Annotated in this window: 18 protein-coding genes; 9 read left to right on the plus strand and 9 right to left on the minus strand. The window is 47.9% G+C overall.

Annotation, left to right across the window (positions count from 1 at the left end):
* The first annotated feature begins 117 nt into the window (after window positions 1–117).
* Window positions 118–303, plus strand: coding sequence for a hypothetical protein (locus FJ444_RS13325; RefSeq protein ID WP_140958877.1), 186 nt, complete (start codon window positions 118–120; stop codon window positions 301–303).
* Between the two features lie 159 nt (window positions 304–462).
* Here FJ444_RS13325 and FJ444_RS13330 read toward each other — a convergent pair whose 3' ends face one another.
* On the minus strand, window positions 463–954 hold the full coding sequence (locus FJ444_RS13330; RefSeq protein ID WP_140958878.1) for a DUF2059 domain-containing protein: 492 nt from the start codon (window positions 952–954) through the stop codon (window positions 463–465).
* 503 nt (window positions 955–1,457) lie between these two features.
* Here FJ444_RS13330 and FJ444_RS13335 point away from each other — a divergent pair.
* From FJ444_RS13335 to yeiP, 6 genes are all read left to right on the plus strand, one after another.
* A complete protein-coding gene (locus FJ444_RS13335) occupies window positions 1,458–1,874 on the plus strand; it encodes a hypothetical protein (protein WP_140958880.1) in 417 nt (138 codons plus the stop codon).
* Window positions 1,871–2,062: a helix-turn-helix transcriptional regulator gene (locus FJ444_RS13340; RefSeq protein WP_140958882.1), complete on the plus strand. Its 192-nt coding sequence runs from the start codon at window positions 1,871–1,873 to the stop codon at window positions 2,060–2,062. The genes FJ444_RS13335 and FJ444_RS13340 overlap by 4 nt, the downstream gene beginning before the upstream one ends.
* Before the next feature lie 20 nt (window positions 2,063–2,082).
* The gene (locus FJ444_RS13345; protein ID WP_140958884.1) at window positions 2,083–2,271 is read left to right on the plus strand and encodes a hypothetical protein; all 189 of its coding nucleotides are present in this window, start codon (window positions 2,083–2,085) and stop codon (window positions 2,269–2,271) included.
* Between the two features lie 35 nt (window positions 2,272–2,306).
* A complete protein-coding gene (locus FJ444_RS13350; protein WP_140958886.1) occupies window positions 2,307–2,531 on the plus strand; it encodes a hypothetical protein in 225 nt (74 codons plus the stop codon).
* A gap of 9 nt (window positions 2,532–2,540) precedes the next feature.
* On the plus strand, window positions 2,541–3,317 hold the full coding sequence (locus FJ444_RS13355) for a phytanoyl-CoA dioxygenase family protein (RefSeq protein ID WP_140958888.1): 777 nt from the start codon (window positions 2,541–2,543) through the stop codon (window positions 3,315–3,317).
* Window positions 3,318–3,471: 154 nt separating this feature from the next.
* On the plus strand, window positions 3,472–4,038 hold the full coding sequence (gene yeiP, locus FJ444_RS13360; RefSeq protein WP_140958890.1) for an elongation factor P-like protein YeiP: 567 nt from the start codon (window positions 3,472–3,474) through the stop codon (window positions 4,036–4,038).
* 56 nt (window positions 4,039–4,094) lie between these two features.
* On the opposite strand, the gene FJ444_RS13365 is transcribed toward yeiP, so the two are convergent.
* Window positions 4,095–5,129, minus strand: a complete 1,035-nt coding sequence (locus FJ444_RS13365) for an MBL fold metallo-hydrolase (RefSeq protein WP_370298052.1) — start codon at window positions 5,127–5,129, stop codon at window positions 4,095–4,097.
* A 186-nt stretch (window positions 5,130–5,315) separates the two neighbouring features.
* Between FJ444_RS13365 and FJ444_RS13370 the strand changes: the two genes are divergently transcribed.
* Complete coding sequence (locus tag FJ444_RS13370) at window positions 5,316–6,347, plus strand: WD40 repeat domain-containing protein (RefSeq protein ID WP_140958894.1); 1,032 nt, start codon at window positions 5,316–5,318, stop codon at window positions 6,345–6,347.
* Between the two features lie 52 nt (window positions 6,348–6,399).
* Here the strand turns inward: FJ444_RS13370 and FJ444_RS13375 are convergent, their stop codons facing one another.
* Genes FJ444_RS13375 through rutA form a run of 7 tightly spaced genes read right to left on the minus strand, consistent with a single transcriptional unit; the run spans window position 6,400 to window position 12,148 of the window.
* Window positions 6,400–7,890 carry a CoA-acylating methylmalonate-semialdehyde dehydrogenase gene (locus FJ444_RS13375; RefSeq protein ID WP_140958896.1) on the minus strand — a complete coding sequence of 497 codons (1,491 nt, stop codon included), beginning with the start codon at window positions 7,888–7,890 and terminating at the stop codon, window positions 6,400–6,402.
* A gap of 34 nt (window positions 7,891–7,924) precedes the next feature.
* A complete protein-coding gene (locus tag FJ444_RS13380) occupies window positions 7,925–8,464 on the minus strand; it encodes a flavin reductase (RefSeq protein ID WP_140958898.1) in 540 nt (179 codons plus the stop codon).
* A 40-nt stretch (window positions 8,465–8,504) separates the two neighbouring features.
* The gene (locus FJ444_RS13385) at window positions 8,505–9,095 is read right to left on the minus strand and encodes a malonic semialdehyde reductase (RefSeq protein WP_140958900.1); all 591 of its coding nucleotides are present in this window, start codon (window positions 9,093–9,095) and stop codon (window positions 8,505–8,507) included.
* 15 nt (window positions 9,096–9,110) lie between these two features.
* Window positions 9,111–9,908, minus strand: a complete 798-nt coding sequence (rutD, locus tag FJ444_RS13390) for a pyrimidine utilization protein D (RefSeq protein WP_140958902.1) — start codon at window positions 9,906–9,908, stop codon at window positions 9,111–9,113.
* Between the two features lie 6 nt (window positions 9,909–9,914).
* The gene (gene rutC / locus FJ444_RS13395) at window positions 9,915–10,298 is read right to left on the minus strand and encodes a pyrimidine utilization protein C (RefSeq protein WP_140958904.1); all 384 of its coding nucleotides are present in this window, start codon (window positions 10,296–10,298) and stop codon (window positions 9,915–9,917) included.
* Between the two features lie 21 nt (window positions 10,299–10,319).
* Window positions 10,320–11,060: a pyrimidine utilization protein B gene (gene rutB / locus FJ444_RS13400; RefSeq protein WP_140958906.1), complete on the minus strand. Its 741-nt coding sequence runs from the start codon at window positions 11,058–11,060 to the stop codon at window positions 10,320–10,322.
* Entirely contained in the window at window positions 11,060–12,148 is a 1,089-nt protein-coding gene (rutA, locus tag FJ444_RS13405) for a pyrimidine utilization protein A (protein WP_140958908.1), read from the minus strand. Before rutA ends, rutB begins: the two co-directional genes overlap by 1 nt.
* Window positions 12,149–12,424: 276 nt before the next feature.
* On the opposite strand from rutA, the gene rutR reads away from it, so the two are divergent.
* Entirely contained in the window at window positions 12,425–13,108 is a 684-nt protein-coding gene (rutR, locus tag FJ444_RS13410) for an HTH-type transcriptional regulator RutR (RefSeq protein ID WP_140958910.1), read from the plus strand.
* Window positions 13,109–13,174 lie beyond the last annotated feature (66 nt).

Genomic DNA, 13,174 nt, shown 5'->3' on the forward strand with positions numbered 1-13,174 from the left:
CAGTAGCGGTAAAGCTTTGTTCAGAACAACGTCGCCAGCTGCTCCTTTTATAAAAACTTGGCAAGGTATTTGAGTGTAGTTGGGGTAGCACTTTCAAACCACAAAAAATTGACGCTCATGAGACTACCTACCAAAAGCTTAATCGCCAAAATTGAATCACTGTCGGCTCAACTTAATGCGGAACAACTCAGAGATTTTCTGGACGTGCTCGATTCCATGGCCGTAATGGTTGAAGAAGCCAAAGCCCTGCCGCCATCAACGGAAACTCAAAATCTGGCGAAGCCTAAAGCTGAGTTGCATTGAACGGCAGACATCCTGCTATTGAGAGACCGATCCTCTGCGAAACTGGAGTGGGCAATGGCTCTTTATTCGACAGGCTAAATGTCGCAGCGCGCAATGTTAATTGATGTTGTTTCGCTCAGATTAACAACCCGTCATTAATTTATGCTCACTTGCAGGCACTTATGGTACAGAGCGCCATCCTTCTACTTTTGCTTTCAATTCCGAAGTCATTAAACGCACTTTGGGTTTGAGTTCCTCAGTTTTCTTTGAGATGGCTTGTTTAACGTCCTTTGTGAGTGAAGGTGATTGTGAACGCATTTTCTGACCAAGGGGAGACTGGTAAAACGCGATAATCTGGTCGAGTTCTTCTTCGCTGTAATAATTAAGGTAAATTTGCCCCAGTTGCTGGTCGAAAGACGGTTCGTCAAGCTTTTCAACAAGCTCCGTTTCCAGTTTAGACAGGTATTCGTCGAGAAGCTGCCTTTCTTTTTGCACAATCTTCAACCGTTGTTCAACTAACGTTGCTGTTTGTTGCTTTATTTGTTGCACTATCAGTTTTTTAAGATCATCCCCACCCAGAACCTCAGATACATAGGAGGCTTTTTTCAGGCTGTCTTCATCCGCGAGCGAGAGCGCACTAAAAAGTACCGATACAGCTAAAAGATATTTCATCAAGGATCCTTTTGATTTAAAAATATATTTTCCAACCGAGGAAAGGGTGAAACGCACTTCGTACAGACATGTCGAGAGCAATGTTCATGGCAATAACATTTGGGCAGCTAAAACATATTCTGACCAGTAAATGCAGACACTTTAACATTCGGGGCGATAGTATTCTAAAACTTACGGTTGGGTAAATACTGCTTTAACTAATATCACTATTTTAACGAGTAGCAGTGGTGAGGGCAGAAGCACGGCGGAACCAGGAATACAGCACAGTGAGCCTCCTTTTTAGGGATGACGTGGAAGGGATTCAGGGATGGTGAAGGTGAAAATGCAAAAATGGCTAGATAGTTTATTTCAAATAACGTTCGTGTTTTTTTCAACAAAAATGAGTTTTCTACTCAACGATATAGCTTAAAAAATGCACTTAAATTGACAAGTAAGCTTTACTTTTGTCGCGTATTCACTACTATATGTAAAGTGTGTTTTACTTTATGTAAGGTTTTAAAGATATGGGCAACGATACTGGCATGTCCTGGCAGCAACGAAATACCAGAAATGTCCGTCGGTTAGGCATGTGGACGGCAGCCTGGTTGGTGAGTTTGGCCAGCGTGTTCTTTGGGCATAAATACCTATGGGATGGCAATCAGGCGCTCACCGCTGGCGTGATAGCGATCAACGTTGTGTTAGGTGGCTTTATGATTTGGGCGAACAAGCAACATTTGCAAGGACTGGACGAGCTACAGCGACAAATGCAGTTAGAGGCCATGGGGCTGTCGTTGGGTGTCGGTATGGTACTTGGCTTTGCTTATTCAGCTCTGGATGCCACAGGAGTGATTCCTTTTCGGGCGGAAATTTCCCATTTGGCGGTGATCATGTCGCTGAGTTACCTGATTGGTTTAGCGATTGGTGTAAGGAAGTACCAATGAAAAACCGGCTAAAAGTACTGCGTGCAGAGCGTGACTGGACTCAGGCAGATCTGGCTGAACGGTTGGATGTATCCAGGCAAACTATCAACGCCATCGAGAAGGGCAAGTTCGACCCGAGTTTGCCGCTGGCATTTAAGGCGGCCAGATTATTTAAGCTGACAATTGAAGACATCTTTCAAGATGAATAAATTACCCAAAGGAAAACACGATGAATTTTTTAAAAAGCTTGTACCACAAACCCGAACTCTTTAGTGCCGTTATTTTTGCACTCAGTATACTGGTGATGAGCTACCTGGTGGGCGACCATGAGAATGCCGGTGCGTTGATTACAATTATGCTGAGTATCTATTTTGTGGTATTTCAGCGCGTTAAAACACACCGCAAGCAATGTGGCTAAGCAAAGAATATAATTGCGTTTTCAACAGAGGATAAATGATGACTATTCTGGCAAACCTGAAATGTAATCCGCGTTTGATAGTTGCACTGACCTTTGCATTCGCCATGCTGTTAGCGGCGTTTCTAGTCGGTGATCACGACAATGCCGGTACTCTGGTACTCGTCATGATTGGCGCATACGTCATCGTCGCCGGGCAACTACCGGGTAAGACTACTAATGCAAAGCCATGTATGCCTTGTAAAGCCAAAAGTGGTGCCTAACCGGTGTCGATGGAGAATAAACACCATTCAGTTAGCCCTGACTATCAGCGTCAGGGCTTTGTTGTTATAGACGGCTTTTTGAGTGAGCAGGAACGAATCTGCCTGTTAGCCGTGGTGAATGACTTTCATCAGCAATGGCTGGTTAAAAACAGCGAGTTTTATGCCGAGAGAGCGATTAACTCAGCCTATCTTACCGCCAGCACTTACTTAAATGATACGCAGCGACAAGTGTTGTTCAACTTTATTGGCTCACACCGCGTAATGGCACTGGCGTATGCGTTGTTAGGTGAGCAACCGGCGTTTATGAATACCCAGTTGTTTTTTGACCCCGCTAACCCGAACCAGAAAAACTACTGGCATCGGGATGCGCAATATCACTTGTCGCTGGATGAGCAACGCGCAGCACTAGCAGGGCCACAAGTACTGCATTTTCGTTTTGCCCTGGTCGACGAGCCTGGTTTAGACGTTATTCCGGCGAGCCATATTAACTGGGACACAGTTGAAGAACTGGATGTGAGAATGGGCAACAATGGCAAAGCACCACATCACGATCTGTCTCATCAACAACGTGTGCCGTTAAAGGCAGGCGACCTGATGATTTTTAGTGCCAACCTTATCCACCGGGGTATCTATGGCATGGACAGACGTGCGTTGGATATTCTGTTTTGCGACCCGGAACCAGGTATTCTGAAATACGCTAATCCCGATTGCTTGCCAAATGCCGAGCAAAAATTACAAATTAAAGATCCTACCGCATTTTCTATTACACAATCATTCCTGAATTAGCCGGACTTTCTTACCGTGCTCGGTAAGACGCGGTCTCGTTAATAAAATTAGCAACCCACTTATGCTTTCGCATTGAGCAAAAATCGTAGAGAATACCGCCTGAAACAGAAGTCGGAGGGATGGCCCCTTCGACCAGCTATTGCAGGAATATCCCATGCCAAAGGCCAGTGAAATAAAAAAGAACAACACAATCGTGTTTAACGACAAAACCTGTATCGTGCGTGACATTGAACGCTCTGTACCGCAAGGTCGTGCCGGTGGAAGTCTTTACCGAATGCGCATGTATGACGTTGTAACAGGTGCCAAGTTTGACGAAACATTTAAAGATTCAGATATGCTGGATTATGCCGATCTGATCCGCCGTCCGGCGATGTTTTCTTATATGGATGGCGATGAGTATGTGTTCCTCGACAAAGAAGACTACACACCCTATCACCTGAATAAAGAGTCTATTGCAGATGAAGCATTATTCATTACAGAAGCGACCGATGGTATTCAGGTTCTGATCGTAAAAGAAGTGCCGGTTGCGCTTGATCTGCCAATGAGTGTTGAGCTGGAAGTGGTAGAAACCGATCCTTCTATAAAAGGTGCATCGGCAACTTCACGTACTAAACCGGCTAAATTATCTACTGGTTTGGTAGTTCAGGTGCCTGAATATATCAGCACTGGCGAGATGATTAAGGTAAACACAGAAGAGCGTAAGTTCCAAAGCCGCGCTTAATCGCCTTTGATGCATTTACGGTTAGCCCTGCGGCGCAGTCCAGCAGGGCTACACACCTAGAAATCTATCGATTCACCCTCATTCAGAATATACAGCGGCACTTCAGCATTGAGTTCATCGTACATATGTAACAGTCGGAACAACGCTGAATGTGAAGTTATGTCGCCCATTCGCCAACTGGCGTTTCCATATCCCCAGGGCACCATGGCTTTACATCCCAATTCTTTTGCAGCAACAAGTGCATCTTCCGGCGTTGTATGCACTTTTCGATAGAATTTGGGGGCTTCTTCGCTGAAGTAAGAAGCAATAGGTAACAGGCAAATATCTATATTGCCAAACCGCTCTGCTATATCTCTAAAATGAGGTGAATAGCCGGTATCGCCTGCGAAAAATACTGTTTTTCCGTTGTTTTCCAATACCCAGCCCCCCCACAATGACTTGTTTTCGTCTTCGTAAATATACGGCACCAGTATGCGATTACTAAAGTGATGCGCTGGCACAAAATGCAGAGTAGTGTTGCCTATTCTTTTACTGGCATACCAGGCCATTTCAGTGATGTTGTATCCACCTTGGCCGAAATGAGAGGCAAAGCCTAAAGGCACTAAATACGCCGGTTTGGTACCTATTTTGCCAATGTCATGCTTATTAAAATGGTCGTAATGAATATGGGAGTACATCACCGCGTCCAGGTTGTTAAGGGCGCCTTGTGGTAAGGGAGCGGGTTTATTGCGAAAAAATCCCTCAGACAACCTAAAAGCCCAGTTTACCGGCCAGTCAAACTGGTCAAACACTGGGTCGAACAGAAAATGCTGGCCTTGATCTGTTGTAATGGAGAAACTGGCGTGACCCAGCCAGGTAACGTGAAAGCCTGTGTCTGTGGTTACTTCGCGCTTTTCACCCGTGTACACGCAATCCTGCATAGGCGTCTCGCATTGAATAACCGGTGACAACGGATAGCAGTTTTCGCTGCACGTTACCGGATAATCACTGAATTTGGCGTATATATTCTGGAATCTGTCTTCATAACCCTCAATATTTGCATACACCACCACGGAAGACTCGGGCGCAATAACATCTACCTGGTTCCTCACGCTGCATGCCTGCAGTAAGGTTATTCCCAACAATAATAAGACTCGGCTCACTTTATCTTTCCTTTCAATAAAACGCCGGCAAGTTTAGCAATATTCAGCGAGGTAAGGCACGACTGTGGATGATGTTTGTGTAACCAAACGTATCGGTTGGTGTTTGCAAATAAAAAAGGTATGGTCTGCATTTTCATGAATAGGGTGGCTGTTGTGCTCGGGCTTATGCGTTTTACTGTCTTCATTGTGTTTGCGCTGCTCTTTGCATGCACAGCTGAACGCGAGCCTGTAAGCGACAAAGGCCAATGGCAAATTACTGAACAATTCATTCTGTCAGCCGCGTTGTCTGAGCGGGGCTTGTATACTGCCTTGTTATTCCCGGAAGGGAGAATCGTGGTTTGGGACAACGACACTCAGCGCAGGTTGATTGAATGGCAAGCGCCTGACGTACTGCCTGACACATCGATGATTCATATGGATGAATCAGGCCGATATATCTTGTCGGCAAACCGCAACGTAGTGCAGATTTGGGATTCGGGTAGTAGGGTTCCTGTGGGGGCGTTGAATGTATCTGCTCAACTCGGTGACGCCAGTATTACATCGTTTACCTTTCAACAGGCTCCGTTTGCCCTTGTGATAGGCACCAGTGGAGGAGACATCCTGTTTGCCGACATTCACAACAATGTTTATCAGCTGGCTCACCAACACGATACTGACGTTGTGAAGCTAATTGTGTCGCCTGGTGGTGAGCTATACAGTGCGGGCAATGATGGTGTGGTTGTGAGGTGGGACATGCAAACTCAAATGCCTTCACAAACACTGACTGTGCCGCATCGCGTCACCAGCCTTGAAGTGGGGCAGGATCATAAAGTCTTTGTTTCTGACGCGCTGGAAACCCAAGTGGTCTGGCAAAGTCAGCGTAATGAAATTGTAAGTGAACTGGCGTATTGGGAGCGATTTCAATGGTTCCGCGTGGCGCGATTTGCGCCGGCCAATGCCTGGTTGGTAACGTCATCGCCTAAAACTGAATTGTATTTGTGGGATACCAACACCGGCGAGCCACTAGCCCGGTGGTGGGCTCAAGCGCACGGGTTTGGCTCTGCTATATTGGACATGCGCTTTGTAAATTCAGCAACGTTGCGAACGGTTACATCCGATGCGGTGTTACAGGACTGGGATTTAGTTGATATAGCCGGGCAAACCGGGATCACTCAAGCCAATAAATAGCAATATTCAAGCGCTCAGAAGAACCCTGAACGCCTCCGGAGCAGACACTGCGCTAGCTTGGAAAAGCAAAACTAACACCTTCTCTGACACCACTTGAAGGCCAGCGCTGGGTGATGGTTTTGCGTTTGGTGTAAAATTTTACACCATCGGGTCCGTAAGCGTGCAGGTCACCAAACAAAGAACGCTTCCAACCGCCAAAACTATGATAGGCAACAGGCACGGGTAACGGCACATTGATGCCTACCATGCCCACCTGAATATGGTCGGAAAAATACCGTGCGGCTTCGCCGTCGCGGGTGAAAATGCAGGTGCCATTGCCGTATTCGTGGTCGTTTATTAAGTCCATTGCCTGTTGCATCGTCTCAACGCGAAGTACCTGCAGCACCGGGCCAAAAATCTCTGCCTGGTAGCTGTCCATGCTGGCAGTAACGTTGTCGATAAGCGTAGCGCCAACGTAAAAACCATTGGGGTAACCGGCAACCTGCGGGTTTCTGCCATCTACCACAATATCTGCGCCTTGTTGTTGCGCACTGGTGATGTAACCTTCCACCTTCGCTTTATGTGCCTGGGTGATCAGTGGGCCAAAATGGTTTGAGTCATGTTCGTAGCTGCCAACCCGAAGGTCTTGCATGGCCACTTTTAGCTTTTCTACCAGTTGGTCTGCTACCTGATCGCCAACCGCTACTACCACCGACAATGCCATGCATCGTTCGCCTGAAGAGCCAAACGCGGCGCCCAATAGTTGGTTTACGGCGTTATCCAGGTCGGCATCGGGCATCACGATAGCGTGGTTTTTGGCGCCACCCAAGGCCTGGCAACGCTTGCCGTTGGCGTTAGCGGTGGTGTAAATATATTCGGCAATTGATGTTGAGCCGACAAAGCTAACTGCCTGTACGCTTGGGTCTGTCAGTAGCGTATCTACTGCGGTTTTGTCGCCATTAACCACATTAAATACGCCATCAGGCAGCCCGGCTTCCTGCAGTAATGCAGCCATGTAAAGCGCACAACTTGGATCGCGTTCTGAGGGCTTCAGTACAAATGTATTGCCGCATACGATGGCAAGCGGAAACATCCACAAGGGCACCATCGCCGGGAAATTAAACGGCGTAATACCAGCCACCACGCCTAGTGGCTGAAACTCGCTCCAGGCATCAATGCCCGGGCCTACGCCTTTGCTGTATTCGCCTTTCAGCATTTGTGGGGCAGCACAGGCAAACTCAACATTTTCAATGCCTCGCTGTAATTCACCCGCGGCGTCATGACCGATTTTTCCGTGCTCTTCGCCAATTAATTTAATGATCGTATCGGCATGTGCTCCCAGTAGTGTTTTGAAGCGGAACATGACTTGAGCCCGCTTGTTTACCGGCGTGTTTCGCCAGGCTGGATAGGCCGCTTGCGCGCAGCTAATCGCTGCTTTTACGGTGGTTTCAGAGGCGAGTAATACCTGTTTAACAGCCTCTCCGGTTGAAGGGTTGTACACTGGTTGAGTGGCGCTTTGAGGGGAGCACAGCTCACCGTTAATAAAGTGTCCTATTACGTCCATTTCTTTCCTATTCCTGACAACATGCACGGCATGTTTAAGCCTGTGATGACAACTGACGATAACCGCGCTGGTGGTATAACAATGCGCCAGCCTCGGCAGCCTGTTTAATGGCCAGCACTTCACAAAACAGTACATCGTGTGTCGCTACGCTTTTGCGGTCGGTGATAATGCAGTCAAAGGAAACTGCTGCATCCGTTAGTACAGGTGAACCGGTAAGTAAGGTTTGCCAGTGACCATGCCCAAAGCGTTCAACCATGGCAGCCTTTCCGCCAAAGATGTTCGACAACGCCTGCTGGTCTTCGCGCAATGTATTGATGGCCAGATACTGACTGCGTTTAAACACTTCGTGTACCGAGGCACTGCGATTCAGGCATACCAACAATGTTGCCGGGCTGTCGCTAACGCTGCACACCGCGGTAGCGGTAAAACCCGCTGGGCCCGCGCCATCGTTCAGGCCGGGTGTTGTGACAATATTTACCGCGCCTGCCAGGTTGGTCATGCCCTGACGAAACATCTCCGGCGTAACGCCATCCGACATCGAAAGTGAGGTAGATTCCATTACTGTAGTGGTCATGGCGAATTCCTTGTGACTTTAAAAAATGACTGTTGAGGACTCATAGCACCTGACAGGCCTCGTCGAATGACAGGCGTGGTAAGCGCTTGTGCACTTTTTTGCCGTCTCCATAACCTATATTCAGCAGGAAATTAACCTTCCAGGTACTGTCGGCAAAAAAGGTTTCATTCAGCAATGCAGGGTTGAAGCCCGACATCGCACCGGTATCGAGACCAAGCGCTCTGGCTGCATACATAAGATAAGCACCCTGTAACGATCCATTGCGCATGGCGGTTTCATAGGCCGCTTGCGGACTGGACGTAAACCAGCTTCGCGCATCGGCATAGGGAAACAGCGTTGGCAATTGTTCATAAAACTCGGAATCGAATGCCACAATAACCGTGCAGGGTGCGGTCATGGTTTGTTCCAGATTACCACTCGATAAACACGGCTTGAGTTTTTCTTTGCCTTCCTCTGAAGTGATAAACACAAACCGGGCAGGGCAGCAGTTTGCTGACGTAGGCCCAAATTTGGTGAGCTCATAAAGTTGCTTTATCAGCGTGTCGGGTACGGGCTTGTCCTGCCAGGTGGTATGCGTATGCGCGTCGGTAAAAATCTGGGCAAGAGCCTCATTACTTACGGGAGTTGCCATAGCGAATTAATCCTTTTACACAGCCTGTGCGGCTTGTTGTTGGGTAGATAAAAACGTGAGAATTGTGCTGTTAAATATATTGGGTGTAGTGACGGATGATGCATGGCCACCGTAATCAAATAACCGAAATTGCGCATTGGGCAGCTTATCTGCCAGATGTTGAGATTGCTGCCAGGGCACCAATACATCGTCTTTATTAGCATAGACCAGTGTACGTGCTTGTATTTGTGCCAGTGATGCGTCGATATCAAACTGGCTTAACGCATCAATGCGTTTGAGCAAATTCGCCTGATTAGGGAAGTTTGCCAGCATATGGGCTTCTTCCTGCTCAAGCTCCGAAATATGACGGGCAATGTAATCCGGTGGATACAGGATCAGTGCCTGCATCTGCAAAAACATCTGTGGCTCACAGTTCGCCAGTAACGCTTTGCGAATAGCGAAGCACCGCAGGGTATGCGGGTTGGGTTGCGACCAGGCATTTACCAATACCAACTTGTTAATTAACTCTGGTTGGGTTTTGGCGAGCACCAGTCCAACCAAACCGCCCAGCGCATGCCCGATAAAATTACACCGGGTAACCGACAATGACGCCAACAGGTTAAGCAGCTCGTTGGCCATATGCTCAATACTGTAACCATTGGGCAGCGTAGCCGGACTGCGCCCCGTGCCTGCGTGATCGTAAAGCAATATGCGGTAGTCTTTACCTAACGTGGCCAATTGTCCTTTCCAGTAATGCGCAGATCCGCCCAAACCGGAAGAACATACCAGCACAGGCGCTGAGTCTAACTGGCTGCCATGCCATTCATAGTGCATAGGCGTTTATCCGATATGGGCAACACTGGCTATTTCGATTAAGGCATCTGGCTTCACCAGTTCAACCTTAATGCAGTAACGCGCCGGTTTCTCGCCTGGAAAATAGGAGGCGTAAACTTCATTTACGGCTTTGTAGTTTGCCCAGTCGGTTATAAAAATGGAGTTAAACGTAATGTCGTCCATGGTGCCTCCAGCTTCTTCCACCACACTTTTAATGGTTTCCAGCACATGCCGGGTCTGGGCAGCGGCATCGCCTATGTGTACAACGTCGTTGTTCTCATCGAAGGGCAACGTGCCTGACACGTACAGGATATTGTCTGCCATTGAGCCAGGTACAAAAGGCGCAATGGGCGTACTGGTTCCCGCAGGAATAATTGCTTTTTTACTCATGACCTGTTTCCTTTGTGTTAACTACGCCTGTTCGGCGAATAGGTGGCAGAACTCGCTGGTTTGAGACACCCAGCCAAAAAACGTTTCAATGTTATAAAGTGATGCGGTTTGAATTTCCGGAGGGCCAGCCTGATGAGTGGCATCTGCCAGCACCACGCCAAAATACTCCAGAAAGAACCCATCCCTTAAGGTGGATTCAACGCACACGTTGGTTGCGATGCCGGTGAAAACCAAATTGCGAATGCCGCGGCTGCGTAGCATGCTATCCAGATTCGTGTTGTAAAAGCCGCTGTAACGGGTTTTTGGGATCACAATATCACCGGGTTGAGGAGTTAACTCATCCACAAGGTCGTAATCCCAGGTGCCTTTTGCCAGTAGCGAACCCATAAGCTCCGGATTTTTTCGCATGGTTTTTAGCGCATTGGATTTATACCAGTTAGGCGAGCCTGGGCCGCCCGCTTCTTTGTACTCCGGATCCCAGCCATTCTGAAAAAATACCACCGGCATACCTGCTGCGCGGGCTGTGCTGAGCACTTTCAGTGTATTTGCAATTACCGGTGCTGTTGTTGAAACATCAAAGCCTGCCTTGTCCAGATAACCCATTTTACTGGCATAAGCATTTTGCAAATCCACTACAATTACCGCTGTTTTTGAGGGATCCAATAACAGCGGCTCTGGTCGGGCTTTGAGCACCAGCCCGGTATTATCGCCATGTTGAGCAGCGAAATAGCCGGATACTTCAATGGGCGCAGTCGTTGCCATTACGCGGCTCCCTGTGTTGCCGTAATGTGCTGTCTTGACTTCATCAATGGTTGAATTTTGGTGCCAAAGTCATCCATGCCTTTTATGAAATCATCGAAGGTGAGTAAAACACCGCCGCACCCTGGCACGGTGGCAATCTCATCTAACATGCCTGCAACGGATGCAAAAGAACCTACCAGGGTGCCCATGTTCAGGTTGACTGCTGACGTGGGATTGGTCATGTCTCTGACGTTGGTATCCTTACCAGACGTTTTGTCTGCCGCACCTTGTTCTGCCATCCAGTCCAGAGCGGTTTGATCCTTGCCCTCTTTATATAGCTCCCACTTTGCCATGGCCTTTTCGTCGGTTTCATCGGCGATCACCATAATAAGCACAGCGGAATCGACGTTGCGTTCCTCTTTGGCTGCTGCTTCAATTAGTCGCTCGGCAGTCGGCGCAAAGGCGGTTGGGGTATTAACCCCTTTGCCAAAGCAAAAGTTGTAGTCGGCGTGCTTGGCGGAAAATGCCATGCCCGCTGCACTTTGCCCGGCGCAGATTATCGGGATCGGGCGCTGTGGTTTCGGTAACATGCGGCAGTCATCCATTTGGAAATGCTCGCCTTTGAAATCACTTTGCCCGGTTTCCCACAGTTCTTTTACTACCGTAATGTACTCTTCAAGGTATTCGTAACGGTTGCCAAAGAACTGATCGCCCGGCCACATGCCCATTTGAGAATACTCAGGGCGCTGCCAACCAGTAACCAGATTGACCCCAAATCGTCCGTTCGAAATAGAATCAATAGTAGTCGCCATTCTGGCCATGACTGCCGGTGGTAACACCAGCGTGGCAGCAGTGGCATAGAGTTGAATTTTAGAAGTAACCGCGGCAAGTCCTGCCATCAGCGTAAAAGATTCAAGGTTGTAATCCCAAAACTCGGTTTCACCACCAAAGCCCCGAAATTTGATCATGGATAATGCAAAATCCAATCCGTAGGCCTCGGCCTTCAGAACGATTTCTTTGTTTAAATCAAAGCTCGGTTTGTACTGGGGTGATGTTTTGGAAATTAGCCAGCCATTGTTGCCAATAGGAATAAATACGCCGATATCCATATTACTTCTCCCTTTTTAATAAAATGTCGTTAGATGCTTTTTTTATTTACGGATAAACGGTTTGCGTTACCGCAAGGCCGTTCAAATAGTATTCAGCATAAAGCGGGCCAACTATTATTGTTGTTATTAATCAATTGGTTGTGATTTTTTCTTGTTTGAAAGTGGACTTATTGGTCCAATTTGGAGCGTGAAATTGTTTGTGTTGTACTCAACTGGTGCAATACGCAGCATCGTGTAGAATTGACACGCAGCACAATTAAAGGAATTTACGTACTGATGAAGTCATCTTCCGCCGACCAATCAGCGGCATCTCAAAAGCCGGCTCGCGTGTTCAGACCGTCAACGCAAAAAAGACGGGAAAAAGCATTACAGGACAAACGTGAACGCGTTATGAAAGCCGCGCTGGCCTTGTTCTCACAGCACGGGGTAAATGGCACCAGCGTTGAACAAATTGCCGCTAAAGCCAAAGTGTCCAAAACTAATCTGCTTTATTACTTTTCCAGCAAGGAGCAGTTGTATCTCGATGTCATCAAGCACTTACTGGATGTGTGGCTAAAGCCCTTGCATCAATTCAGTGTTGAACAAAACGCCATCGATACCCTTACTAACTACATTAAAGTGAAGCTGGAAATGTCGCGGGACAATCCGGCTGAATCTAAATTGTTCTGTATGGAAGTAGTGCAGGGCGCACCGCTGCTGTTGAATGAGCTGGAATCGCCACTATGTAAACTGGTAGAAGAAAAAGCCAAGGTGATTCGCGCCTGGATCAGTCAGGGACAACTGGATGAAGTAGACCCGTATCATCTCATTTTCAGTATTTGGGCCATCACCCAGCACTACGCTGATTTTAGTGTGCAGGTAAAAGCTGTAACCGGGAAAGACCTGAATGACCCGGACTTTTTCCAGAGCACGCTTGCATCGGTTACACACATCATTTTGGGCAGTATCCGGCCGGAATAGGGGGATTTTGGTTTCACGGCCTTTTTTAGTAGGTCCCGGGTCAAGCCAAGGTCCCGGAACAAGTCC

Source organism: Aestuariibacter sp. GS-14, assembly GCF_006494365.1.
Classification (GTDB): domain Bacteria; phylum Pseudomonadota; class Gammaproteobacteria; order Enterobacterales; family Alteromonadaceae; genus Alteromonas; species Alteromonas mangrovi.

Excerpts from the sequence above, each read along its gene's own strand:
- FJ444_RS13330 (WP_140958878.1), bottom strand. The coding sequence starts at position 954 with ATGAAATATCTTTTAGCTGTATCGGTACTTTTTAGTGCGCTCTCGCTC.
- FJ444_RS13385 (WP_140958900.1), bottom strand. The coding sequence starts at position 9,095 with ATGGCAACTCCCGTAAGTAATGAGGCTCTTGCCCAGATTTTTACCGAC.
- rutA (WP_140958908.1), bottom strand. The coding sequence starts at position 12,148 with ATGGATATCGGCGTATTTATTCCTATTGGCAACAATGGCTGGCTAATT.
- rutB (WP_140958906.1), bottom strand. The coding sequence starts at position 11,060 with ATGGCAACGACTGCGCCCATTGAAGTATCCGGCTATTTCGCTGCTCAA.
- rutC (WP_140958904.1), bottom strand. The coding sequence starts at position 10,298 with ATGAGTAAAAAAGCAATTATTCCTGCGGGAACCAGTACGCCCATTGCG.
- FJ444_RS13350 (WP_140958886.1), top strand. The coding sequence starts at position 2,307 with ATGATGACTATTCTGGCAAACCTGAAATGTAATCCGCGTTTGATAGTT.
- FJ444_RS13335 (WP_140958880.1), top strand. The coding sequence starts at position 1,458 with ATGGGCAACGATACTGGCATGTCCTGGCAGCAACGAAATACCAGAAAT.
- FJ444_RS13340 (WP_140958882.1), top strand. The coding sequence starts at position 1,871 with ATGAAAAACCGGCTAAAAGTACTGCGTGCAGAGCGTGACTGGACTCAG.
- FJ444_RS13325 (WP_140958877.1), top strand. The coding sequence starts at position 118 with ATGAGACTACCTACCAAAAGCTTAATCGCCAAAATTGAATCACTGTCG.
- rutR (WP_140958910.1), top strand. The coding sequence starts at position 12,425 with ATGAAGTCATCTTCCGCCGACCAATCAGCGGCATCTCAAAAGCCGGCT.
- yeiP (WP_140958890.1), top strand. The coding sequence starts at position 3,472 with ATGCCAAAGGCCAGTGAAATAAAAAAGAACAACACAATCGTGTTTAAC.
- FJ444_RS13355 (WP_140958888.1), top strand. The coding sequence starts at position 2,541 with ATGGAGAATAAACACCATTCAGTTAGCCCTGACTATCAGCGTCAGGGC.
- rutD (WP_140958902.1), bottom strand. The coding sequence starts at position 9,908 with ATGCACTATGAATGGCATGGCAGCCAGTTAGACTCAGCGCCTGTGCTG.
- FJ444_RS13345 (WP_140958884.1), top strand. The coding sequence starts at position 2,083 with ATGAATTTTTTAAAAAGCTTGTACCACAAACCCGAACTCTTTAGTGCC.
- FJ444_RS13370 (WP_140958894.1), top strand. The coding sequence starts at position 5,316 with ATGAATAGGGTGGCTGTTGTGCTCGGGCTTATGCGTTTTACTGTCTTC.
- FJ444_RS13380 (WP_140958898.1), bottom strand. The coding sequence starts at position 8,464 with ATGACCACTACAGTAATGGAATCTACCTCACTTTCGATGTCGGATGGC.
- FJ444_RS13375 (WP_140958896.1), bottom strand. The coding sequence starts at position 7,890 with ATGGACGTAATAGGACACTTTATTAACGGTGAGCTGTGCTCCCCTCAA.